Source organism: Pseudomonas sp. GW821-FHT03A09, from assembly GCF_059421065.1.
The window spans coordinates 338,735-362,103 of sequence record NZ_JBWKUX010000002.1 but is presented as its reverse complement, the minus strand read 5'-3'; the positions used below and the strand labels follow the sequence as shown (position 1 = coordinate 362,103).

Here is a 23,369-nt window from a genome sequence, read left to right as displayed (position 1 = left end):
ATATCAATGACGCCTTCGGCAAGTTGGCCGCTCGATTGCATATGCTTGTATGTACAAGTAAAGATGTGTGCGTAAGACTCTCCTTCGCACCATCCATGTTCGCGCATCGATCGCCGAGGAGTCCTAGCAGTGACCAAGCCTACAAAATACCGTGACGTCGAAATCCGTGCCGCCCACGGTACCAAGCTCACCGCCAAAAGCTGGCTGACTGAAGCGCCGCTGCGCATGCTGATGAACAACCTCGACCCGCAAGTGGCCGAGAACCCGAAAGAGTTGGTGGTGTACGGCGGTATCGGCCGTGCAGCGCGTAATTGGGAGTGCTACGACCAGATCGTCGAGAGCCTCACCAACCTGAATGACGACGAAACCCTGCTGGTGCAATCCGGCAAGCCGGTCGGCGTGTTCAAGACCCACAGCAACGCCCCGCGCGTGCTGATCGCCAACTCCAACCTGGTACCGCACTGGGCCAGTTGGGAGCATTTCAACGAACTGGATGCCAAGGGCCTGGCCATGTACGGCCAGATGACCGCCGGCAGCTGGATCTACATCGGTAGCCAAGGCATCGTCCAAGGCACCTACGAAACCTTCGTCGAAGCCGGTCGTCAGCACTACAACAGCGACCTGACCGGCCGTTGGGTACTCACTGCCGGCCTCGGTGGCATGGGCGGCGCCCAGCCATTGGCTGCCACATTGGCCGGCGCCTGCTCGCTGAACATTGAATGCCAGCAGGTCAGCATCGACTTCCGCCTGAACAGCCGCTACGTCGACGAGCAAGCCACCGACCTCGACGACGCCCTGGCGCGCATCGCCAAGTACACCAAGGAAGGCAAGGCCATCTCCATCGCCCTGCTGGGCAACGCGGCGGAAATCCTGCCGGAACTGGTCAAGCGTGGCGTGCGCCCGGACATGGTCACCGACCAGACCAGCGCCCATGACCCACTCAACGGCTATCTGCCGGCCGGCTGGACCTGGGACGAATACCGCGCCCGTGCCAAGACCGAACCGGCTGCTGTGATCAAGGCCGCCAAGCAGTCGATGGCCGTGCACGTCAAAGCCATGCTGGAATTCCAGAAGCAAGGCATTCCGACTTTTGACTACGGCAACAACATCCGCCAGATGGCCCAGGAAGAAGGCGTGGAAAACGCATTCGACTTCCCGGGTTTCGTACCCGCCTACATCCGGCCATTGTTCTGTCGTGGCATCGGTCCGTTCCGTTGGGCGGCGCTGTCCGGCGACCCGCAAGACATCTACAAGACCGACGCCAAGGTCAAAGAGTTGATCCCGGACGACGCCCACCTGCACAACTGGCTGGACATGGCCCGCGAGCGCATCAGCTTCCAGGGCCTGCCGGCACGTATCTGCTGGGTAGGTCTGGGCCAGCGCGCCAAGCTGGGCCTGGCGTTCAACGAAATGGTACGCAGCGGCGAGCTGTCGGCACCGGTCGTGATCGGTCGTGACCACTTGGACTCCGGCTCGGTCTCCAGCCCGAACCGCGAAACCGAATCCATGCAGGACGGTTCCGACGCTGTGTCCGACTGGCCACTGCTCAACGCCTTGCTCAACACCGCCAGCGGCGCGACCTGGGTGTCGCTGCATCACGGAGGCGGCGTCGGCATGGGCTTCTCCCAGCACTCCGGCATGGTGATCGTCTGCGACGGTACCGACGAAGCCGCTGAGCGCATCGCTCGTGTGCTGCACAACGACCCGGCTACCGGTGTAATGCGTCATGCGGACGCCGGCTACCAGATCGCGATCGATTGCGCCAAAGAGCAGGGCCTGAACCTGCCGATGATCAAGTAACGACTGGCTCGGTTCCTGTGGGAGCTGGCTTGCCTGCGATGGCATCACGGCGGTCTACCTGAAAGACCGAGTCGTCTGTATCGCAGGCAAGCCAGCTCCCACAAAGGAGCAATTGGTAACCATAACAATCCATCAGAGGTTGAACACCCATGGCTGCAAATGACACCACTCCGTTGATCGAAAGGCGTTCGATCGACTACATCCCGGAAGCGGAAAGACACGGTCGTCTATTGAGCCAGTTCACCCTGTGGCTGGGTGCCAACCTGCAGATCACCGCGATTGTCACCGGGGCCTTGGCCGTGGTGTTGGGGGGTGATGTGTTCTGGTCGTTGATCGGTCTGTTGATTGGCCAACTGCTGGGCGGTGGCGTGATGGCGTTGCATGCGGCGCAAGGCCCGCAACTGGGCTTGCCGCAGATGATCTCCAGCCGTGTGCAGTTTGGCGTGTACGGGGCGGTGATCCCGCTGGTGTTGGTGTGCCTGATGTACATCGGTTTCTCGGCCAGCGGCTCGCTGCTGGCGGGGCAGGCGGTGGCGCAACTGCTGCATGTGGAAGACTGGGTCGGCATCGTGTTGTTCGCCGGGCTGATCATGGTGTTTACCATCTTCGGCTACCGCGTCATCCACGGTATCGGCCGCGTCGCCAGCGTGCTCGGCGTGGTGGCTTTCATCTACCTGTTCTACAAATTGCTGGCCGGTAACGACGTCGGTGCGTTGCTGGGCAACAAGCATTTTTCCCTCAGCAGTTTTCTGCTGGCGATTTCGCTGTCGGCGTCGTGGCAGATTGCGTTCGGTCCGTATGTGGCGGACTACTCGCGTTACTTGCCGCGTAGCACATCCGCCTCGAAAACCTTCTGGGCCGTGGGCCTGGGGTCGGTGATCGGTGCGCAGGCGTCGATGGTGTTCGGTGTGTTTGCGGCGGCCCTGGCCGGTGCGCAATTCGCCCACCATGAAGTGTCGTTTATCGTCGGCCTGGGCGGTACCGGGATTGTCGCGGCGCTGCTGTATTTCAGCATCGCTTTTGGCAAAGTCACGGTGACTACGCTCAACGCCTACGGCAGCTTCATGTCCATCGCGACGATCATCAGTGGCTTTCGTGGCAGCCGGCACATTTCCAGTGCGGTGCGCCTGCTGTACATCTTCCTGATGGTGTCGATTGCCGCCGCACTGGCGCTGCTGGGCAAGGACTCGTTCCTCAAGGATTTTTCCGCGTTCATTCTGTTCCTGCTGGCGTTCTTCACGCCGTGGAGCGCGATCAACCTGGTGGACTTCTACTGCATCACCAAGGAGCGCTACGACATCCCGGCACTGTCCAATCCCAACGGCCGGTACGGTCGCTGGAACTGGATGGGTATCGGCATCTATGTGTTCGGTGTGCTGATCCAGATGCCGTTCATCTCCACGCATTTCTACACCGGCCCCCTGGTCGCCAGCCTTGGTGACACCGATATCTCCTGGATCATCGGTTTGGTGGTGCCTGCCGCACTGTATTACTGGGCCGCGAAAAAGTGGCACAGCGCAATTCCTGAACACCTGATCCTGCCGGTAGAGCAGGGCGCTGCACCAACGACGACAAACGGGCTGGCTGCACAGGCCTGATGGGACGTGGACAGGGCAGGATGCCTACTGACTGCCGTAATCCATTTCAAGATTGGGAGCGTCACAACAATGAAAATGCATAAGACCCTGTTGGCCACTGTGTTCTCTGCGGGCGTATTGGCGAGTGCCGGTGCCCAAGCGGCCGGCTGGTGCGAATCTGGCAAACCGGTGAAATTCGCAGGCCTGAACTGGGAAAGCGGCATGTTGCTCACCGACATCCTGCAAACCGTGCTGGAAAAAGGCTACGACTGCAAAACCGACAGCCTGCCGGGCAACTCCATCACCATGGAAAACGCCCTGAGCAGCAACGACATCCAGATCTTCGCCGAAGAATGGGTGGGCCGCAGTGAGGTCTGGAACAAGGCCGAGAAGGCCGGCAAAGTCGTCGGTGTCGGTGCTCCTGTTGTCGGCGCTATCGAAGGCTGGTACGTGCCGCGCTACGTGATCGAAGGCGATGCCAAGCGCAAGCTGGAAGCCAAGGCACCGGACCTGAAAAGCATTGCCGACCTGGCCAAGTACGCCTCGGTATTCAAGGACCAGGAAGAACCGTCCAAGGGCCGTTTCTATAACTGCCCGGCCGGTTGGACCTGCGAGCTGGACAACAGCGAAATGCTGAAAAGCTACGGCCTGGAAAATACCTACACCAACTTCCGACCAGGCACCGGTCCGGCGCTGGATGCGGCCGTGCTGTCGAGCTACAAGCGTGGCGAGCCAATCCTGTTCTACTACTGGTCGCCGACGCCGCTGATGGGCCAGGTCGACCTGGTCAAGCTGGAAGAGAAGCCCGGTGTGGATAAGAGCGTGAGTATCAAGGTCGGCCTGTCCAAGACCTTCCACGAACAGGCGCCGGAGCTGGTGGCCGTACTGGAGAAGGTCAACCTGCCTATCGACCTGCTGAACCAGAACCTGGGACGCATGGCCAAGGAACGAATTGAGTCGCCAAAACTGGCGAAAATTTTCCTCAAGGAACATCCTGAAGTCTGGCACGCATGGGTGAGCGACGACGCAGCCAAGAAAATCGAAGCGGCCTTGTAGGTCAAGCGTGCCCGGCTCCCATGAAGGGCTAGCCGGGCGCCTGGCCACAACCCACTGGATCGAGAGCACGATATGTTTCCTGAGAGTTTTACGTTTTCCATCGCCGACTGGGTCAACGGTTGGGTGGACTCACTGGTCACCAACTATGGCGATGTGTTTCGGCACATCTCCGACACCCTGCTATGGGCCATCGTCAACCTGGAAGGCTTGCTGCGCGCAGCGCCTTGGTGGCTGATGCTGGCCATCGTCGGCGGCGTCGCCTGGCACGCCACCCGCAAGGTGATCACCACGGCGGTGATCGTCGGTTTGCTGTTTCTGGTGGGCGCGGTTGGCCTGTGGGACAAGCTGATGCAAACCCTGGCACTGATGATGGTTGCCACGGTGATCTCGGTGTTGATCGGCATCCCGTTGGGCATTCTGTCGGCGCGCAGCAATCGCCTGCGTTCGGTGTTGATGCCGTTGCTGGACATCATGCAGACCATGCCCAGCTTCGTGTACCTGATTCCGGTGCTGATGCTGTTCGGCCTAGGTAAAGTCCCGGCGATTTTCGCCACGGTGATCTACGCCGCGCCACCGCTGATTCGTCTGACGGACCTGGGTATTCGCCAAGTTGACGGCGAAGTCATGGAAGCCATCAATGCCTTTGGTGCCAACCGCTGGCAGCAACTGTTCGGTGTGCAACTGCCATTGGCCCTGCCAAGCATCATGGCCGGTATCAACCAGACCACCATGATGGCGTTGTCCATGGTGGTGATCGCCTCGATGATCGGTGCACGTGGCTTGGGTGAAGACGTCCTCGTCGGCATCCAGACCCTCAACGTCGGCCGTGGCCTCGAAGCCGGGCTGGCGATCGTGATTCTCGCAGTGGTCATCGACCGCATTACCCAGGCCTATGGTCGTCCACGGCATGAGGCGAGCAAATGACTACTGTCAGCAAAATCGAAGTAAAAAACGTCTTCAAGATTTTTGGCGCCCGCTCCAAGGATGCGCTGTCGCTGATCGGCCAGGGCAAGACCAAGGACCAGGTGCTGGCCGAGACCGGTTGCGTGGTCGGCGTGAACGACCTGTCCCTGAGTATCGGCACCGGTGAGATCTTCGTGATCATGGGCCTGTCCGGCTCCGGCAAGTCCACGCTGGTGCGCCACTTCAACCGCTTGATCGACCCCACCAGCGGCGCGATCCTGGTGGACGGCGAAGACATCCTGCAACTGGACATGGAAGCCCTGCGACAATTTCGTCGGCACAAGATCAGCATGGTGTTCCAGAGCTTCGGCCTGTTGCCCCACAAAAGCGTGCTCGACAACGTCGCCTACGGCCTGAAAGTGCGCGGCGAAACCAAGCAGGTCTGTGCCGAGCGCGCGCTGCACTGGATCGAAACCGTGGGCCTGAAGGGCTACGAAAACAAATACCCGCACCAGCTTTCTGGCGGCATGCGCCAGCGTGTTGGCCTAGCCCGCGCCCTGGCAGCCGACACCGACATCATCCTGATGGACGAGGCCTTCAGCGCCCTCGACCCGCTGATCCGCGCCGAGATGCAGGACCAGTTGCTGGAGCTGCAAAAGACCCTGCACAAGACCATCGTGTTCATCACCCACGACCTCGACGAGGCCGTGCGCATCGGCAATCGCATTGCGATCCTCAAGGACGGCCAACTGATCCAGGTCGGCACGCCTCGCGAGATCCTGCATTCGCCGGCGGATGACTATGTGGACCGGTTTGTTCAGCGGCGGGCGGCGGTGGTCTGATCTGGATTTGTTAGTGAGGCTGCTGGCCTCATCGGGGGCAAGCCCCCTCCCACATTTTGAATTGTGAACACCTTCAAGTGTGGGAGGGGGCTTGCCCCCGATAGGGCCAGTGAAGCTGCAACAGAATTGAAGAAGGTATGAAGATGTCCCAGGCAACAAAAATCATCATCGCCGACACGCCTATGCGCTGGCAGGACGTAGTCGCCGTCGCCCGCCACGGCGCCGTACTCGAACTCTCGGGCCACGCCTGGGCGCGGATCGACAATGCCCAGGCCATCGTGCAGCGCATCGTCACCAGCGGCGAACGTGCTTACGGTGTGAACACCGGGCTGGGTGCGTTATGCAACGTGTCGCTCAAGGGCGAGCAACTCAGTCAGCTGTCGCGTAACACCCTGCTGAGCCACGCCTGCGGCGTCGGCCCGGTACTGAGTGACGAGCAGACCCGAGCGATCATTTGCGCGGCCATCATCAACTACAGCCACGGCAAATCCGGCCTGCACCCGCAGGTGGTGCATTCGCTGCTGGCGTTGCTCAACCACGGCATCACACCGCAAGTGCCGTCCCAGGGTTCGGTGGGTTACCTGACTCATATGGCGCACATCGGCGTGGCCTTGCTCGGCGTTGGCGATGTGAGCTATCGCGGCCAGATCGTTCCGGCGCAACAGGCATTGAGTGCGGAAGGCTTGCAGCCGGTGGTGCTCGGTGCCAAGGACGGTTTGTGCCTGGTCAACGGTACGCCGTGCATGACCGGCCTGAGCTGCCTGGCCCTGGCCGATGTGCATCATCTGCTGCAATGGGCCGACGTGATCGGCGCCATGAGTTTCGAGGCCCAGCGCGGTCAGATCGATGCGTTCGATGAGCAAATCATCGCCCTCAAGCCGCACCCGGGGATGCAGCAGGTCGGTATCAACCTGCGCGCCTTGCTCGATGGCAGCGAAGTGATCGCCAGCAGCAAAGGCATCCGCACCCAGGACGCGTTGAGCATCCGTTCGATCCCGCAGATCCACGGCGCGGCGCGTGATCAAGTGGAACACGCCACCCGCCAGATCGAGACCGAACTCAACAGCGCCACCGACAACCCGCTGGTGCTCGGCACGCCGGACAACTACCGCGTGGTATCACAGGCCAATCCTCACGGGCAGTCCGTTGCACTGGCGGCGGACATGCTTGCCATCGCCATGGCCGAAATCGGCTCGGTGGCCGAGCGCCGTCTGGATCGCCTGATCAACCCTCACGTCAGCGGTTTGCCGGCATTCCTGGTGAGTAACCCTGGCGTCAACTCCGGGATGATGATCGTGCAGTACGTCGCCGCCTCCCTGTGCGGGCAGAACCGTCAGTTGGCACAACCGGCGGTGCTCGACAACTTCGTCACCTCGGGCTTGCAGGAAGACCATCTGAGCATGGGCACCAACGCCGCGCTCAAGCTGCATCAACTGCTGGCCAACGTCACCCAGATCCTGGCCATCGAGTACCTGTTGGCCGCCCAGGCTTTTGAGTTCTTGAAGGACCAGCGTTTCGGCGTGGGCACCGACAGCGCTTGGCGCTTGCTGCGCGAACAGATCCCGCCGTACGAGCAGGACCGCTGGCTGGCGCCGGACATTGCGACCACCGCCGCGCTGCTCAAGGACACCGCTTTGCTGCACCGCGTATTACCGAATTTGCACTGAACACTTATTCAAGAAAATAATTCACAAGGAGTATGAATGTGACTGCGCTAAATCTGATTCCAGGCCAACTGAGCCTCGCCCAACTGCGGGCCATCTACCAGCAGCCGGTAACCCTCAGCCTGGATGACAGCGCCACGGCGCAGATCAACGCCAGCGTCGCCTGCGTGGAGCAGATTCTCGCCGAGAACCGCACCGCCTACGGCATCAACACCGGTTTCGGCTTGCTGGCTTCGACCCGCATTGCCAGTGAAGACCTGGAAAACCTGCAGCGCTCCCTGGTGCTGTCCCACGCTGCCGGCGTCGGTGAGCCGATCAGCGATGCGCTGGTGCGGTTGGTCATGGTGCTCAAGGTCAACAGCCTGAGCCGTGGGTTCTCCGGGATTCGCCGCCAGGTGATCGACGCGCTGATCGCACTGATCAACGCCGAGGTGTACCCGCATATTCCGCTCAAAGGCTCGGTGGGTGCGTCTGGCGACTTGGCGCCATTGGCCCACATGTCCCTGGTCCTGTTGGGTGAAGGCAAGGCGCGCTATAAAGGCGAATGGCTGGAAGCCACCGAAGCGCTGAAAGTCGCCGGCCTGACGCCGCTGACCCTCGCCGCCAAGGAAGGCCTGGCGTTGCTCAACGGCACCCAAGTGTCTACCGCCTATGCGCTGCGTGGCCTGTTCGAAGGCGAAGACCTGTTTGCCGGCGCCCTGGCCTGCGGCGGCCTGACGGTTGAAGCGGTACTGGGTTCGCGCTCGCCGTTCGATGCGCGTATTCACGCGGCTCGTGGTCAGCGTGGGCAGATCGATTCCGCTGCGGCCTATCGCGACCTGCTGGGCGACAGCAGTGAAGTGTCCAAGTCGCACCAGAACTGCGACAAGGTGCAAGACCCGTACTCCCTGCGCTGCCAGCCGCAAGTCATGGGCGCCTGCCTGACCCAGTTCCGCCAGGCCGCTGAAGTGTTGGTGGTGGAGGCCAATGCCGTGTCGGATAACCCGCTGGTATTTGCCGCTGAAGGCGACGTGATCTCTGGCGGTAACTTCCACGCCGAACCGGTGGCCATGGCTGCGGATAACATGGCATTGGCCATCGCTGAAATCGGCTCCCTGAGCGAGCGTCGTATCTCGTTGATGATGGACAAGCACATGTCGCAACTGCCGCCGTTCCTGGTGGGCAATGGCGGGGTAAACTCCGGCTTCATGATCGCCCAGGTGACCGCTGCCGCGCTCGCCAGCGAGAACAAGGCGCTGGCCCATCCTCATAGCGTGGACAGCCTGCCGACTTCGGCCAACCAGGAAGACCATGTGTCGATGGCGCCGGCTGCCGGCAAACGTTTGTGGGAAATGGCTGAAAACACCCGTGGCATCCTGGCGGTGGAATGGCTGGCTGCATGCCAGGGCCTGGATTTGCGCGATGGCCTGAAAACCTCTGCGAAGTTGGAAAAAGCCCGTGGCCTCCTGCGCGCCAAAGTAGGCTTCTACGACAAGGACCGCTTCTTTGCTCCGGACATCAACGCGGCCAGCGAACTGCTCGCCAGTCGCTGCCTGAATGAGCTGGTGCCGGCCAAGCTGTTGCCGAGCCTCTAAGCTCACCGCTGCTCAATGTGGGAGCTGTCGAGCCCCAGCGAGGCTGCGAAGACGTCGGCACAGGCGACATCTTCGTTGTCTGATCCACCGCTTTCGCAGCCTCGCTGGGGCTCGACAGCTCCCACATTTGATCTTCAGCGGATTCAAGTTCTCTCGGGATAAGAATAATTAGGGAAGAGAAATGCACCAGCAAGAAAAAGGTTTGAAACGCGGGCTCTCAGCCCGACATATTCGCTTCATGGCACTCGGTTCCGCCATCGGCACCGGGCTGTTCTACGGCTCTGCGTCCGCCATCCAGATGGCCGGCCCGGCTGTGCTGCTGGCCTACCTGATTGGCGGCGCCGCCGTGTTCATGGTGATGCGCGCTCTCGGCGAAATGGCCGTGCATAACCCGGTGGCAGGCTCTTTCGGCCAGTACGCCAGTACCTACCTGGGCCCCATGGCCGGGTTCATCCTCGGTTGGACCTACGCCTTTGAAATGATCATCGTCTGCCTGGCCGACGTCACTGCCTTCGGCATCTACATGGGCTTCTGGTTTCCCGAAGTCGCGCGCTGGGTCTGGGTACTCGGCATCGTGTTTTTGATCGGCGGCCTGAATCTTTGCAACGTCAAAGTGTTTGGTGAGATGGAGTTCTGGTTGTCGCTGCTGAAGGTCGGCGCGATTGTCGCGATGATCCTCGGCGGCTTCGGAATCATGTTGTTCGGCATTCACTCGGCGGGCGAGACCCAGGCCGCAGGCCTGAGCAACCTGTGGGCCCACGGCGGCTTCATGCCTAACGGTGTGGGCGGCCTGATCGCCTCGTTCGCGGTGGTGATGTTTGCCTTCGGCGGCATCGAAATCATCGGCATCACCGCCGGTGAAGCCAAAGACCCGCAACGTGTGATCCCCAAGGCGATCAACGCCGTGCCGTTGCGCATCCTGTTGTTCTACGTACTGACCTTGTTTGTGCTGATGGCGATCTACCCGTGGCCGCAAATCGGCAGCCAGGGCAGCCCGTTCGTGCAGATCTTTAGCAACCTGGGGATTGGCTCGGCGGCGACCATCCTCAACATCGTGGTGATCTCGGCGGCGGTGTCGGCCATCAACAGTGACATCTTCGGCGCTGGCCGCATGATGTACGGCCTGGCGCAGCAAGGGCAGGCGCCCAAGGGTTTCGCTCAGTTATCCAGGCAAGGTGTGCCGTGGATGACCGTGGTGGTGATGGGCGCGGCGTTGCTCGGCGGCGTGGTGCTCAATTACCTGATCCCGGAAAACGTGTTCCTGCTGATCGCCTCGATTGCCACCTTCGCCACCGTGTGGGTGTGGCTGATGATCCTGTTCACCCAGGTCGCCATGCGTCGCTCGATGACTAAAGAGCAGGTGGCCGAGCTGAAATTCCCGGTGCCGTTCTGGCCTTATGCGCCAGCAGCGGCCATCGTCTTCATGCTGTTTGTGTTTGGCGTGCTGGGTTACTTCCCGGACACCCAGGCGGCTTTGCTGGTCGGTGCCGTGTGGATCGTGCTGCTGGTGGTTGCCTATCTGCTGTGGGTCAAGCCCGCTGCCGGGCAAGCGGCCAAGGTCCATTACGACCCGGTTTTGTCTCATCGTTAACTTAGGGAGGCGTTGATGAAAACGCTTTGGCAACACTGCCACGTCGCAACCATGGCCCACGGCAAATACTCGATCATCGAGGATGCCGCCATGGTCACAGCAGGTTCGCTCATCGAGTGGATCGGCCCCCGCAGCGAAGTGCCAAAGGCGGGCTACGCCCAAGTGCATGACCTGCAAGGCGCGTGGGTCACCCCCGGGCTGATCGACTGCCACACCCACACGGTGTTCGGCGGCAACCGCAGCGGCGAATTCGAGCAGCGCCTGCAAGGCGTGAGCTATGCTGAAATCGCAGCCAAGGGTGGCGGTATTGCCAGCACCGTGCGCGCCACCCGCGCCGCCAGCGAGGATGAATTGTTCGCAAGCGCCCACAAGCGCCTGCGCAGTTTGTTGCGAGACGGCGTGACCACGGTAGAGATCAAGTCCGGCTACGGGCTGGACCTGGTCAACGAACGCAAAATGCTGCGGGTAGCACGTCGTCTGGGGGACGCGCTGCCGGTCAGCGTGCGGGCCACGTGCCTGGCGGCCCACGCGTTGCCGCCGGAGTACAAGGACCGCGCAGACGATTACATCGACCACATCTGCACTGAGATGCTGCCGGCGTTGGCGTCTGAAGGTCTGGTGGACGCGGTGGATGCGTTCTGCGAATACCTGGCGTTTTCCACCGAACAGGTGGAGCGCGTGTTCAAGGTTGCCCAGCAACTCGGCCTGCCGGTGAAGCTGCACGCCGAGCAACTCTCTTCGCTGCACGGCTCCAGCCTGGCGGCGCGTTACCAGGCACTATCGGCGGACCATCTGGAGTTCATGACCGAAGAAGATGCCATCGCCATGGCCGCTTCCGGCACCGTCGCGGTATTGCTGCCGGGTGCGTTCTACTTCCTGCGCGAAACCCAGTTGCCGCCGATGGACGCCCTGCGCAAGCACGGTGTGAAAATCGCCATCGCCAGCGACCTCAACCCCGGCACCTCACCTGCATTGTCGGTGCGCCTGATGCTGAACATGGCTTGCACCTTGTTCCGCATGACTCCGGAAGAAGCCCTGGCCGGCGCCACGCAGCACGCGGCCACGGCCTTGGGCATGGGCGCCACCCATGGCTCCCTGGAAGTGGGCAAGGTCGCGGATTTTGTCGCCTGGCAGATCGACCGTCCCGCCGACCTGGCCTACTGGCTGGGTGGCGAGCTGGATAAACGCGTCGTGCGCCACGGCGTCGACGTCACTGTTTGAGGAGTGTGGTTGTGGATAAGGTTCTGACTTTCAAACAAGGCCGTGTGCCACTGCTGATCAGCATGCCCCATGCAGGTGTGCGCCTGACACCCGCCGTCGAGGGCGGTTTGATTCCCGAGGCACAAAGCCTGCCGGACACCGACTGGCACATCCCAGCGTTGTATGACTTTGCCGAAGAGCTCGGCGCCAGCACTTTGGCGGCCGAGTACTCGCGGTTTGTCATCGACCTGAATCGGCCCTCCGACGACAAACCGTTGTACGTCGGCGCCACCACCGGCTTGTACCCGGCGACGCTGTTCGACGGTGTGCCGTTGTTCCGCGAAGGCCTGGAGCCGTCCAAGGAAGAGCGCGCAACCTACCTGGAAAAGGTCTGGGGCCCGTATCACCGCACGCTGCAAGAGGAGCTGGCGCGGCTCAAGGCAGAGTTCGGCTATGCGTTGTTGTTCGATGCGCACTCGATCCGTTCGGTGATCCCGCACCTGTTCGACGGCAAGCTACCGGATTTCAACCTCGGCACTTTCAACGGCGCCTCCTGTGATCCGGAGCTGGCCAGCCAGTTGGAAGCTATCTGCGCCGCACATCCGCAGTACACCCATGTGCTGAACGGGCGCTTCAAGGGTGGGCATATCACCCGGCATTACGGTAATCCGGCGCAGGATATTCATGCCGTGCAGTTGGAGCTGTGCCAGAGCACCTACATGGAAGAGTTCGAGCCGTTCCGCTATCGGCCAGACTTGGCTCAGCCAACCCAGGTGGTGTTGACGCAGTTGCTGGAAGCTTTTCTAGCCTGGGGACAAAAGCGCTACGGCTGAAATTGCTATCGGGGGCAAGCCCCCTCCCACATTCGACCGCATTCTCATGTGGGAACTCGGTCAAGTGTGGGAGGGGGCTTGCCCCCGATAACGCTCGTACAGTCGCCACAGTGCAACTGCCAGTCGCCACCGTTCGTGTTGACAGCATCCCTGCTGGGTAAGGTTGTTGAATAAAAACAGCCGAGTGAGCCCACACCCATGAAAAAACTGTTGTTATCCCTCACTGGCGCCGCACTACTCAGCGCGAATGCCATGGCCGCCGAGCCAAGCGCCTGCAAAAACATCCGCATGGGCGTGGTCAGCTGGACCGACGTGGTCGCCACTTCCGGCATGGCCGACGTGCTGCTCAACGGCTTGGGTTACGACAGTAAACAGACCAGCGCCGTGCAGCAGATCATCTTTGCGGGGATTCGCGACAAACGCCTGGATATCTTCCTGGGTTACTGGAAGCCGGCGATGGATAACAACATCGCACCGTTCCTGGCGGCCAAGCAGGTCAAGGTCTTCGACAAACCCAGCCTCGCCGATGCCCAGGCCACCCTGGCCGTGCCGCAGTACGTTGCAGATGCGGGCCTGAAAACCTTTGCCGATATCGCCCGCTTCAAGGACAAGCTGGGCGGCAAGATCTATGGCATCGAACCCGGCAGCGGCGCCAACACTGACATTCAGAAAATGATCGACACCAATCACTTTGGTCTCGGTGGCTTCAAGCTGGTTGCTTCCGGGGAGGCCGGCATGCTGGCGGCGGTGCAGCGTGCAGTGAACCGCAAGGAGTTCGTGGTGTTCGTCGGCTGGACCCCGCATCCGATGAACATCAATATGAAGATGACCTACCTTACCGGCAGTGAGGATGTGTTCGGCCCCGACGAAGGTCGCGCCACCGTATCCACCGTTACTGCTCCGGACTTCGCCGAGCGTTGCCCCAACGCCAACCGGTTGCTGGAAAACCTCACGTTCACCGCTGCCCAGGAAAGCCAATTGATGGTGCCGATCATGGAGCGCCAATCGCCCCAGGACGTGGCCAGGCAATGGCTGCGCGATCATCCCGAGGATTTGCAACGCTGGCTGGCCGGGGTCACGGCGTTTGATGGCGGTGATGGCGTGGCGGCGGTGCAAGCCAGCCTCAAACTTTAAGCCGGATGCTAATCCAAATGTGGGAGCTGGCTTGCCTGCGATAGCGGTGTATCAGTCAAAGATGTATCAACTGACAGATAGCCTTCGCTGGCAAGCCAGCTCCCACATTGAATATCCATCGCCAGGGAAGTCTATGCATGGCCGAATACCCTATTTCTTCGCAGATGCGCACTTTCGTCGCCAAGACCGAATCCTTCTCCAGCGACGACTCGTCCCTGGCCGGCCTGCGCCAGAACTACGATCGCATGTGCCAAGCGTTTACGCCGCCGACGCCTGAAGGGCTTCAGGTGTCAGACTTTTCCTTGGGGGGCGTTGGCGTACGCAGTTATGCACCTACGGCTCCCGTACCGACCGCGGGCTGGCCGTGCCTTCTCTATATGCATGGTGGCGGGTGGGTAGTCGGTGGGTTGGATTCCCATGACTTCATCTGCTTCGAACTGGCCAATGCGTTGCAAGTGCTGGTGATCGCCATCGACTACCGTCTGGCGCCGGAGCATCCGTTCCCGGCAGCCTATGACGATTGCCGCGCGGTGTGGCAGGCGATCCAGGCGGGTCAAGGGCCTCACGCCATCAACCTGCAATGCCTGGTGGTGATCGGCGACAGTGCCGGTGGCAACCTGGCGGCGGCGTTGTGCCTGGGGCTGCGCGATGGCGGCCAAGCGTTGCCCCGAGCCCAAGTGCTGATTTACCCAGGCTTGGGCGGCCCGGCCGATTTGCCGTCCCGTCGTGATTGCATGGACGCGCCGTTGCTCAGCACTGCTGACACCGATTGTTATCTCGCGCTGTACTTGCAGGGCACAGGCAAACCATCGGCCTATGCCATGCCGCTGCTCGCCGAGGATTATCGCGGTTTGCCTGGCGCCCTGATCGCCGTGGCCCAGTTCGACCCGCTACGTGACGACGGCATGTTGTATGCCGAGCGCCTGCGAGCGGCCGGTGTCGAAGCCGTGTTGTATCCAGGCAAAGGCTTGATCCACGGCTGTTTGCGCGCACGCGGCCAAGTGCCAGAGGTGGATCGCCTGTATGACTATCTGCTGCATTTCCTCAAGAGCGAAGTGCTGACACAGGTCTAAGTGCTCAAGGACATGCTCATTGCACAATTCGGGTTTATGATGCCAGACGGCAAAATAACAGACGTCCCCCCAGGGATGAACCCGACACCCTACGGAGCGCGCAATGCAGACTTGGTACCCGCAGATCAAACCCTACGCCCGGCACGATCTGGCTGTCGATGACACCCATACCCTGTACGTCGATGAAAGCGGCTCCCCCGAAGGCTTGCCCGTTGTCTTCATCCATGGAGGCCCTGGCGCCGGTTGTGACGCCAACAGCCGCTGCTATTTTGATCCGAACCTTTACCGCATCGTCACCTTTGACCAGCGCGGTTGTGGGCGCTCTACCCCTCGGGCCAACCTGGAAAACAACACCACCTGGGACCTGGTCGCTGACATGGAGCGCATCCGCGAGCACCTGGGCATCGATAAATGGGTGCTGTTCGGTGGCTCCTGGGGCTCGACCCTGGCCCTGGCCTATGCGCAAACCCACCCGGAGCGCGTGCATGGCCTGATCGTGCGCGGGATTTTCCTGGCGCGCCCCCAGGACATCCACTGGTTCTACCAGGAGGGCGCCAGCCGCATGTTCCCGGATTACTGGCAGGATTACCTCGCGCCGATCCCGCAGGATGAGCGACACGACCTGCTCAGCGCCTACCACAAGCGGCTGACCGGCAACGACCAGATCGCCCAGATGCACGCGGCCAAGGCGTGGTCGACCTGGGAAGGGCGCATGCTGGGCCTGTGCCCGAACCAGGCGCAAGTGGAGCGCTTTGCCGAGCCGCAGCGTGCGTTGTCCATCGCACGAATCGAGTGCCACTACTTCGCCAACAACTCCTTCCTGGAACCCAACCAACTGATTCGCGACATGCACAAGATCGCCCATCTGCCTGGCGTAATCATCCATGGCCGCTACGATATGATCTGCCCGTTGGACAACGCCTGGGAGCTGCATCAGGCGTGGCCCAACAGTGAGCTGCAAGTGATTCGCGAGGCTGGGCATGCTGCATCCGAACCCGGCATCACCGATGCACTGGTGCGTGCGACCGGTGAAATGGCGCGCAGCCTGCTCGACTTGCCGCCTGAAGAAGCATGAAGGGCTTGTTGCAACGGGTGCGCTGTGCCCGGGTCGAGGTGGCGGGTGATGTCGTGGGCGCGATCGACCAGGGTTTGCTGGTGCTGGTCGCCGTCGAACCCTCAGATACGCCCGAGAGTGCCGACAAACTTTTGCACAAGCTGCTTAACTATCGGGTGTTCAGCGACGATGAGGGCAAGATGAACTTGTCTTTGAAGGATATCGGCGGCGGTTTGCTGCTGGTTTCCCAATTCACCCTGGCGGCGGATACCAAGAGTGGGTTGCGGCCGAGCTTCTCCACGGCGGCGCCTCCTGCCTTGGGGGCGGCGCTTTTCGAGCACTTGTTGTTACAAGCGCAACAATTGCATGGCAAGGTGGCGTCAGGGCGTTTTGGCGCTGACATGCAGGTGCATTTGGTCAATGATGGCCCTGTGACATTCCTCTTACAGACATGAATGTATTAAAAACGACTTTAATGCCTAAAAACGCAGGCTTTCGCTACAAATACTTCGTTGACCCTGATGCGTTGTATCGCGGGCTACTAGATAATCGCGCGCTATGGGGATCAGCGTTGTTTGGTCCATTTTTGACTTAGGTAGAGACTTGTCCGACGGCCTTTGGGGAATCATTTAGCCCCTGGGGAGTCGGAACAATGCTCGCCAACCTGGCATATAGATAGCTGGCCGTTGGTTTTTTGATCTGTTTTCGGCGAGGGTTGCTCGTGATTGTTAGTCCCTGTAATGCACCAAAATTGTCTGCCAAACGGTTACGAAACGCACTGGTGACGGGCTCTGCCCTGTTTTGCCTGTTCGGCGCGGGTCAACTGTGGGCATTCAGTCTGGATGATGTGTCGGCCAAGGCAAAAGAGCTGGCCGGGCAGAAATACGAAGCTCCGCGCAGCAATTTGCCGAACGAATTCCGCGAAATGAAGTTCGCTGATTACCAGAAGATTCGTTTCCGCAACGAAAAAGCCGAGTGGGCCGATCAGAACACCCCGTTCAAGCTGTCCTTCTATCACCAGGGTATGCATTTCGATACACCGGTGAAAATCAACGAAGTGACCGCCGACAGCGTCACCGAAATCAAGTACGACCCGACGCGTTTCGATTTCGGCGACGTGAAGTTTGATCCTAAAGCCACCGAACAACTGGGTTATGCCGGATTCCGTGTGCTGTACCCGATCAACAAGGCTGACAAGCAAGACGAAATCATGACTATGCTCGGCGCCAGTTATTTCCGTGTCGTCGGCAAGGGCCAGTCCTATGGCCTGTCCGCCCGTGGCATGGCGATCGACACCGCATTGCCGTCCGGCGAAGAATTCCCGCGTTTCACCGAGTTCTGGATCGAGCGCCCAAAACCGGGTGAAAAACAGTTGGTGATCTTTGCCCTGCTGGACTCGCCACGGGCTACCGGTGCCTATCGCCTGACCCTGCGCCCTGGCACCGACACCATTGTCGACGTCAAATCCCAAATGTACCTGCGCGACAAGGTCAGCAAGCTGGGAGTTGCCCCGCTGACCAGCATGTACCTGTTTGGCGCCAACCAGCCGTCCAAGGTGCTCAACTACCGTCGCGAGTTGCACGATTCCAGCGGCCTGTCGATCCATGCCGGTAACGGCGAGTGGATCTGGCGCCCGCTGAACAACCCTAAACACCTGTCGGTCAGCAACTTTGCCGTGGAAAACCCTCGTGGTTTCGGCCTGCTGCAACGTGGTCGCGACTTCAGCCACTACGAAGACCTGGACGACAACTACGACAAGCGCCCAAGCGCCTGGATCGAGCCTGAAGGCGACTGGGGCAAGGGTTCCGTCGACCTGGTAGAGATCCCTACCGCAGACGAGACCAACGACAACATCGTTGCGTTCTGGAGCCCGGCCGAGCTGCCAAAAGTCGGCGAGCCGCTGGACGTCAGCTACCGCCTGCACTGGACCATGGACGAGAAAGACCTGCATCCGGCCGACAGCGCCTGGGTCAAGCAGACCCTGCGTTCTACCGGCGACGTGAAACAATCCAATCTGATCCGTCAACCTGACGGTAGCGTGGCTTATCTGGTGGACTTCGAGGGCCCGTCCCTGAAGAACCTGCCGGTGGACGCCCCGGTGCGCAGCCAGGTGAGTGTTGGCGATAACGCCGAGATCGTTGAAAACAGCGTGCGCTACAACGAGCACACCAAAGGCTGGCGTTTGACCCTGCGTATGAAGATCAAGGACGCAGGCAAGCCGACCGAAATGCGTGCAGCCCTGGTCCAGGACATCGTGAAACCGGAGCCTGAGAAGGTTTCGACCCAGGTGCTGAAGGCTGACAAAGTGCTGGCTAAACAGCACGAGAAACAAGCCAAGAAAGACGCCAAAGAAGCAAAAGACAAGGAAGCCAAGCAGCCAGAAGCTGCCCCAGCCACACCGGAACCGGCCAAGACCGAACAAGTCCTGACCGAAACCTGGAGCTACCAGTTGCCTGCCGATGAGTAATTCACACGCTACGCCCGAGACTCTGTCCGAGTACCTGGCGCATCTCCCGATGACTGCCGAACAGCGCGCCGAACTGGCGGGCTGTACGTCCTTCAGCGAGTTGCACGAACGCCTGTCGTCCAAGACCTTCGATGCACCGACCGATGCCGCCCAGGCATCGGTGGGCTCTCGCTTGACCCTCGGTACCGCCGAGGAATTGCAAGACGCCGAAATGCTGGCGCTCGACGCCAGTGGCCGGGTGTGCCTGAAGGCCACGCCGCCGATCCGTCGGACCAAGGTGGTGCCCGAGCCATGGCGCACCAACATCCTGGTGCGTGGCTGGCGCCGGATGACCGGTCGCACCAACCCGCCGAAGCCGCCGAAAGACGAGCGTGTATTGCCGGCCGCGCGCTGGCGTACGGTGGGTTCGATCCGCCGCTATATCCTGCTGATCCTGATGCTCGGCCAGACCATCGTGGCCGGCTGGTACATGAAAGGCATCATGCCGTACCAGGGGTGGTCGCTGGTCGACTTTGACGAGATTCGCAACCAGACCCTGCTGCAAACCGCTACCCAGGTACTGCCTTACGCCCTGCAAACCAGCATCCTGATCATGTTCGGGATTTTGTTCTGCTGGGTTTCGGCGGGTTTCTGGACGGCGCTGATGGGCTTCCTGGAACTGCTCACCGGTCACGATAAATACCGCATCTCCGGCAAAAGTGCCGGCGATGAGCCGATTCCGCAGGATGCCCGCACCGCCTTGGTGATGCCGATCTGCAACGAAGATGTGCCCCGCGTATTTGCCGGGCTGCGCGCCACCTTCGAATCGGTGGCGGCCACGGGTGACCTGGACCGTTTCGATTTCTTCGTGCTCAGTGACAGTAACGACGCCGATATCTGCATCGCCGAACAACAGGCCTGGCTGGATGTGTGTCGCGAAGCCGGTGGCTTCGGCAAGATCTTCTATCGCCGCCGTCGCCGCCGTGTAAAACGCAAGAGCGGCAACCTCGACGACTTCTGCCGTCGTTGGGGCGGTGATTACAAGTACATGGTGGTGCTCGACGCCGACAGCGTAATGAGCGGCGAATGCCTGACCAGCCTGGTACGCCTGATGGAAGCCACGCCGGACGCGGGGATTATCCAGACCGCGCCACGTGCGTCGGGCATGGACACGCTGTATGCGCGCATGCAGCAGTTCGCTACCCGCGTGTACGGCCCGCTGTTTACCGCTGGCCTGCACTTCTGGCAGTTGGGTGAATCCCACTACTGGGGCCACAACGCGATCATCCGCATGAAGCCGTTCATCGAGCACTGCGCCCTGGCGCCATTGCCGGGTAAAGGTGCGTTTGCCGGTGCGATCCTCTCCCACGACTTCGTTGAAGCGGCGCTGATGCGCCGTGCCGGCTGGGGCGTGTGGATTGCCTACGACTTGCCGGGCAGCTACGAAGAACTGCCACCGAACCTGCTGGACGAACTCAAGCGTGACCGTCGCTGGTGCCACGGCAACCTGATGAACTTCCGCCTGTTCCTGGTCAAGGGCATGCACCCGGTACACCGTGCGGTGTTCTTGACCGGCGTGATGTCCTATTTGTCGGCGCCGTTGTGGTTCTTCTTCCTGGTGCTGTCGACCGCGTTGTTGGCGGTGAACACCCTGATGGAGCCGCAGTACTTCATGGCACCACGCCAGTTGTACCCGCTGTGGCCGCAATGGCATCCGGACAAGGCGGTGGCGCTGTTCTCCACCACCATCGTGCTGCTGTTCCTGCCTAAGTTGCTGAGCATCATCCTGATCTGGGCCAAGGGCGCGAAAGAGTTCGGTGGCAAGTTCAAGGTGACGTTGTCGATGCTGCTGGAGATGCTGTTCTCCATGCTGCTGGCGCCAGTGCGAATGATCTTCCACACCCGCTTCGTACTGGCCGCGTTCCTCGGCTGGGCCGCGACCTGGAACTCGCCGCAACGTGACGACGACTCCACTCCGTGGAGCGAGGCGGTCAAGCGCCATGGTCCGCAAACGGTTCTCGGCTTCCTGTGGGCGTTGTTGGTGGTGTGGTTGAACCCGAGCTTCCTGTGGTGGCTGATTCCGATTGTTGGTTCGCTGATGCTGTCGATTCCGGTGTCAGTCATTTCCAGTCGGGTCAAGCTGGGTCTGAAGTCCCGCGACGAGAGCCTGTTCCTGATTCCTGAGGAATACAACCCGCCGCAAGCACTGTTGTCGACCGAGCAGTACACCCACGAAAACCGTTGGCACGCCCTGAACGACGGGTTTGTGCGTTCGGTGGTCGACCCGCAGCAGAACGCCTTGGCCTGCGCCTTGGCGACCTCGCGTCACCGCGAGGCGGAGCCGATCGAGCACCTGCGTGCCGAGCGTGTGCGCCATGCGTTGAAGGTCGGCCCCGCCGCCCTCAACAACGCTGAGCGCCTGGCCCTGCTCAGTGACCCGGTCGCCCTGGCTCGCCTGCATCAACAGGTCTGGAGCGAAGGTCACGCCGAGTGGCTTGGCGCCTGGCGTGCTTCGATCAAGGCTGATCCGCATGCGCCGTTGCTGCCGCTGCAACCGCTGTCGTCCCAGGCTCAACCAGCCTGATTCAGACGCCCCGAAGGCTCACTTCGGGGGCGCTTGAAACGCTGATCCTACAGTGTTTCGCGCTTCTTCCATTTAGCGCTAACTCCTTGTTATTTCGAAACAAAAGACCTTGGTTCGAGGCGTACAACCGTACCTTTTGCTGGGGTAGCATCGCCCCCCCAAACTCAACGCGCTACGGGGGTATTCATGATCAAAAGGTATGGTTCGGCATGGCTGATGGGGGCTCTCGCACTGATTCACGCAGGCTTGTTGCAGGCTGGCGCCATTGACGATGCGGTGCGCCGTGGCACGCTGAAGGTCGGTACCACGCCCACCTATATGCCCTTTGAAATGAAGGACAAACAGGGACGTATTGTCGGCTTCGAGATCGATCTGCTCCAGGCGATGAGCCGTGCGCTGGGCGTCGAGCTGGAGTTGGTTGCAGTCCCTTACACCGAGTTGATACCCGGGCTGATGGCGAAGAAGTTTGATCTGATTGGCAGCGGCATGACGGTCACTCAGGAGCGCAACCTTAAGCTGAATTTCAGTGACTCTTTTATCGTGGTGGGCCAAACCGTGCTCTTGCACCCGCGCCTGGCCGGTACCGTCACCAGTATCGAAGACCTGGATGAGGCCGGGTACCGGGTCGCCACCACAGAAGGCACCACGGGGGAGGCTGCGGCACAACGTTTTCTGGGTGCGGCTCGGCTGATCAGTTTCGCCACTTCGGAAGAGGGTGTGCGGCAGGTTGTAGAGGGTAAGGCTGATGCTTTTGTGCATGACGCACCTTACAACCTGATTGTGATGAGTCGACCCGAGAACGGTACTTTGCTGGCGCTGGAGCAGCCCTTCACCTTCGAACCCCTGGCTTTTGGCTTGAAGAAAGGCGACTACGACAGCCTCAATTGGATCAACCATTTCCTCAATCAGGTCGCCCAGGATGGGACCTACGATCGCTTGCATGACAAGTGGTTCAAGGAGACCGATTGGATGGCCGAAATCGACTGAATTTCATAACTGCTTACACATCAATCAATGGCTGATTCTCTGGGCGGATGCGTCTACGGCTGCGCTTCGCTGCACCGTTGTGAGGCATTTCCGACATACGCCGATAACATTTACCCGTGAAACCTTTGTGACGGGCAACGAGTGGGTTAGGATCGCACCCCGAAATGGTGCAGCCCTTTTGCGCGCCGATCTTATAAGAACCGTTCAGGGGACTTGATGATGAAAAAGTATCTTTCGATGCTGATGCTCGGCGTCACGGCGCTGGTCGCCGCCACTGCGGCCCAGGCCGGTGCCATCGATGATGCGGTCAAGCGCGGCACGCTGAAAGTCGGCATGGACCCGACCTACATGCCGTTCGAAATGACAGACAAGCGCGGTGAAATCATCGGCTTCGAAGTCGACATCCTCAAGGCCATGGCCAAGTCCATGGGCGTCAAGCTGGAGCTGGTCTCCACCGGTTATGACGGCATCATCCCGGCCTTCCTGACCGGCAAGTTCGACATGATCGGCAGCGGCATGACCCTGACCCAGGAACGCAACCTGCGCCTGAACTTCAGCGAACCCTTCATCGTGGTCGGCCAGACCCTGCTGATTCGCAAAGACCTGGAAGGCACCATCAAGTCCTACAAGGACCTGAACGACGAGAAATTCCGCCTGACCTCCAAGCTCGGCACCACCGGTGAGATGGTTGCCAAGAAACTCATCTCCAAAGCCAAGTACCACGGCTACGACAACGAGCAGGAAGGTGTGCTGGACGTGGTCAACGGCAAGGCTGATGCCTTTGTGTATGACGCGCCTTACAACGTGGTTGCCGAGAAAAAAGTCGGCAACGGCAAGCTGGTGTACATCGAAGAACCCTTCACTTATGAGCCATTGGCGTTTGGTCTGAAAAAGGGCGATTACGACAGCATCAACTACATCAACAACTTCCTGCACCAGATCCGCAACGACGGCACCTACGATCGCATCCATGACAAGTGGTTCAAGAGCTCCGAGTGGCTCAAGGACATGGAATAAGGCTGGCTGAATACCGAGTCGCTCCCATCGCAGG

General features: G+C 60.5%; 17 protein-coding genes and 1 pseudogene. All 18 read left to right on the top strand.

The features are described from left to right. The first annotated feature begins 129 nt into the window (after positions 1–129). Positions 130–1,800, top strand: coding sequence for a urocanate hydratase (gene hutU / locus AC07V4_RS04380; RefSeq protein ID WP_492637619.1), 1,671 nt, complete (start codon positions 130–132; stop codon positions 1,798–1,800). Positions 1,801–1,949: 149 nt separating this feature from the next. Then, on the top strand, positions 1,950–3,398 hold the full coding sequence (locus tag AC07V4_RS04375; RefSeq protein WP_431749506.1) for a purine-cytosine permease family protein: 1,449 nt from the start codon (positions 1,950–1,952) through the stop codon (positions 3,396–3,398). A gap of 69 nt (positions 3,399–3,467) precedes the next feature. Next, the gene (locus tag AC07V4_RS04370; RefSeq protein ID WP_492637618.1) at positions 3,468–4,433 is read left to right on the top strand and encodes an ABC transporter substrate-binding protein; all 966 of its coding nucleotides are present in this window, start codon (positions 3,468–3,470) and stop codon (positions 4,431–4,433) included. A 72-nt stretch (positions 4,434–4,505) separates the two neighbouring features. Next, positions 4,506–5,357, top strand: a complete 852-nt coding sequence (locus AC07V4_RS04365) for an ABC transporter permease (RefSeq protein ID WP_431749504.1) — start codon at positions 4,506–4,508, stop codon at positions 5,355–5,357. Next, the gene (locus AC07V4_RS04360) at positions 5,354–6,178 is read left to right on the top strand and encodes a quaternary amine ABC transporter ATP-binding protein (RefSeq protein WP_431749503.1); all 825 of its coding nucleotides are present in this window, start codon (positions 5,354–5,356) and stop codon (positions 6,176–6,178) included. Before AC07V4_RS04365 ends, AC07V4_RS04360 begins: the two co-directional genes overlap by 4 nt. A 143-nt stretch (positions 6,179–6,321) precedes the next feature. After that, positions 6,322–7,845 (top strand): HAL/PAL/TAL family ammonia-lyase, encoded by a 1,524-nt coding sequence (locus tag AC07V4_RS04355; protein WP_492637617.1) that lies wholly within the window; start codon positions 6,322–6,324, stop codon positions 7,843–7,845. 32 nt (positions 7,846–7,877) lie between these two features. Continuing rightward, entirely contained in the window at positions 7,878–9,416 is a 1,539-nt protein-coding gene (gene hutH / locus AC07V4_RS04350) for a histidine ammonia-lyase (RefSeq protein ID WP_431751955.1), read from the top strand. A 181-nt stretch (positions 9,417–9,597) separates the two neighbouring features. Continuing rightward, on the top strand, positions 9,598–11,007 hold the full coding sequence (locus AC07V4_RS04345) for an amino acid permease (protein ID WP_431751954.1): 1,410 nt from the start codon (positions 9,598–9,600) through the stop codon (positions 11,005–11,007). Positions 11,008–11,022: 15 nt separating this feature from the next. Continuing rightward, a complete protein-coding gene (gene hutI / locus AC07V4_RS04340) occupies positions 11,023–12,228 on the top strand; it encodes an imidazolonepropionase (protein ID WP_492637616.1) in 1,206 nt (401 codons plus the stop codon). 11 nt (positions 12,229–12,239) lie between these two features. Then, entirely contained in the window at positions 12,240–13,040 is an 801-nt protein-coding gene (hutG, locus tag AC07V4_RS04335) for an N-formylglutamate deformylase (RefSeq protein WP_492637615.1), read from the top strand. Positions 13,041–13,238: 198 nt separating this feature from the next. Next, complete coding sequence (locus AC07V4_RS04330) at positions 13,239–14,174, top strand: choline ABC transporter substrate-binding protein (RefSeq protein ID WP_431751951.1); 936 nt, start codon at positions 13,239–13,241, stop codon at positions 14,172–14,174. 137 nt (positions 14,175–14,311) lie between these two features. Further along, positions 14,312–15,247 carry an alpha/beta hydrolase gene (locus AC07V4_RS04325; protein ID WP_492637614.1) on the top strand — a complete coding sequence of 312 codons (936 nt, stop codon included), beginning with the start codon at positions 14,312–14,314 and terminating at the stop codon, positions 15,245–15,247. A gap of 103 nt (positions 15,248–15,350) precedes the next feature. Beyond that, the gene (gene pip, locus AC07V4_RS04320; protein WP_492637613.1) at positions 15,351–16,322 is read left to right on the top strand and encodes a prolyl aminopeptidase; all 972 of its coding nucleotides are present in this window, start codon (positions 15,351–15,353) and stop codon (positions 16,320–16,322) included. Next, positions 16,319–16,756 (top strand): D-aminoacyl-tRNA deacylase, encoded by a 438-nt coding sequence (gene dtd, locus AC07V4_RS04315; protein ID WP_492637612.1) that lies wholly within the window; start codon positions 16,319–16,321, stop codon positions 16,754–16,756. Before pip ends, dtd begins: the two co-directional genes overlap by 4 nt. 323 nt (positions 16,757–17,079) lie before the next feature. Next, positions 17,080–18,768: a glucan biosynthesis protein G gene (locus AC07V4_RS04310; protein ID WP_492637769.1), complete on the top strand. Its 1,689-nt coding sequence runs from the start codon at positions 17,080–17,082 to the stop codon at positions 18,766–18,768. Then, positions 18,761–21,333, top strand: a pseudogene (gene mdoH, locus AC07V4_RS04305) (glucans biosynthesis glucosyltransferase MdoH); the annotation flags it as partial. The gene AC07V4_RS04310 and the pseudogene mdoH, both read left to right, overlap by 8 nt. Positions 21,334–21,517: 184 nt before the next feature. Then, the gene (locus AC07V4_RS04300) at positions 21,518–22,318 is read left to right on the top strand and encodes a transporter substrate-binding domain-containing protein (RefSeq protein WP_492637611.1); all 801 of its coding nucleotides are present in this window, start codon (positions 21,518–21,520) and stop codon (positions 22,316–22,318) included. 219 nt (positions 22,319–22,537) lie between these two features. Further along, on the top strand, positions 22,538–23,335 hold the full coding sequence (locus AC07V4_RS04295; protein WP_492637610.1) for a transporter substrate-binding domain-containing protein: 798 nt from the start codon (positions 22,538–22,540) through the stop codon (positions 23,333–23,335). The last annotated feature ends 34 nt before the right edge of the window (positions 23,336–23,369 follow it).

Excerpts from the sequence above, each read along its gene's own strand:
- AC07V4_RS04375 (WP_431749506.1), top strand. The coding sequence starts at position 1,950 with ATGGCTGCAAATGACACCACTCCGTTGATCGAAAGGCGTTCGATCGAC.
- AC07V4_RS04370 (WP_492637618.1), top strand. The coding sequence starts at position 3,468 with ATGAAAATGCATAAGACCCTGTTGGCCACTGTGTTCTCTGCGGGCGTA.
- AC07V4_RS04365 (WP_431749504.1), top strand. The coding sequence starts at position 4,506 with ATGTTTCCTGAGAGTTTTACGTTTTCCATCGCCGACTGGGTCAACGGT.
- AC07V4_RS04360 (WP_431749503.1), top strand. The coding sequence starts at position 5,354 with ATGACTACTGTCAGCAAAATCGAAGTAAAAAACGTCTTCAAGATTTTT.
- AC07V4_RS04355 (WP_492637617.1), top strand. The coding sequence starts at position 6,322 with ATGTCCCAGGCAACAAAAATCATCATCGCCGACACGCCTATGCGCTGG.
- hutH (WP_431751955.1), top strand. The coding sequence starts at position 7,878 with ATGAATGTGACTGCGCTAAATCTGATTCCAGGCCAACTGAGCCTCGCC.
- AC07V4_RS04345 (WP_431751954.1), top strand. The coding sequence starts at position 9,598 with ATGCACCAGCAAGAAAAAGGTTTGAAACGCGGGCTCTCAGCCCGACAT.
- hutI (WP_492637616.1), top strand. The coding sequence starts at position 11,023 with ATGAAAACGCTTTGGCAACACTGCCACGTCGCAACCATGGCCCACGGC.
- AC07V4_RS04330 (WP_431751951.1), top strand. The coding sequence starts at position 13,239 with ATGAAAAAACTGTTGTTATCCCTCACTGGCGCCGCACTACTCAGCGCG.
- AC07V4_RS04325 (WP_492637614.1), top strand. The coding sequence starts at position 14,312 with ATGGCCGAATACCCTATTTCTTCGCAGATGCGCACTTTCGTCGCCAAG.
- pip (WP_492637613.1), top strand. The coding sequence starts at position 15,351 with ATGCAGACTTGGTACCCGCAGATCAAACCCTACGCCCGGCACGATCTG.
- dtd (WP_492637612.1), top strand. The coding sequence starts at position 16,319 with ATGAAGGGCTTGTTGCAACGGGTGCGCTGTGCCCGGGTCGAGGTGGCG.
- AC07V4_RS04300 (WP_492637611.1), top strand. The coding sequence starts at position 21,518 with ATGATCAAAAGGTATGGTTCGGCATGGCTGATGGGGGCTCTCGCACTG.
- AC07V4_RS04295 (WP_492637610.1), top strand. The coding sequence starts at position 22,538 with ATGAAAAAGTATCTTTCGATGCTGATGCTCGGCGTCACGGCGCTGGTC.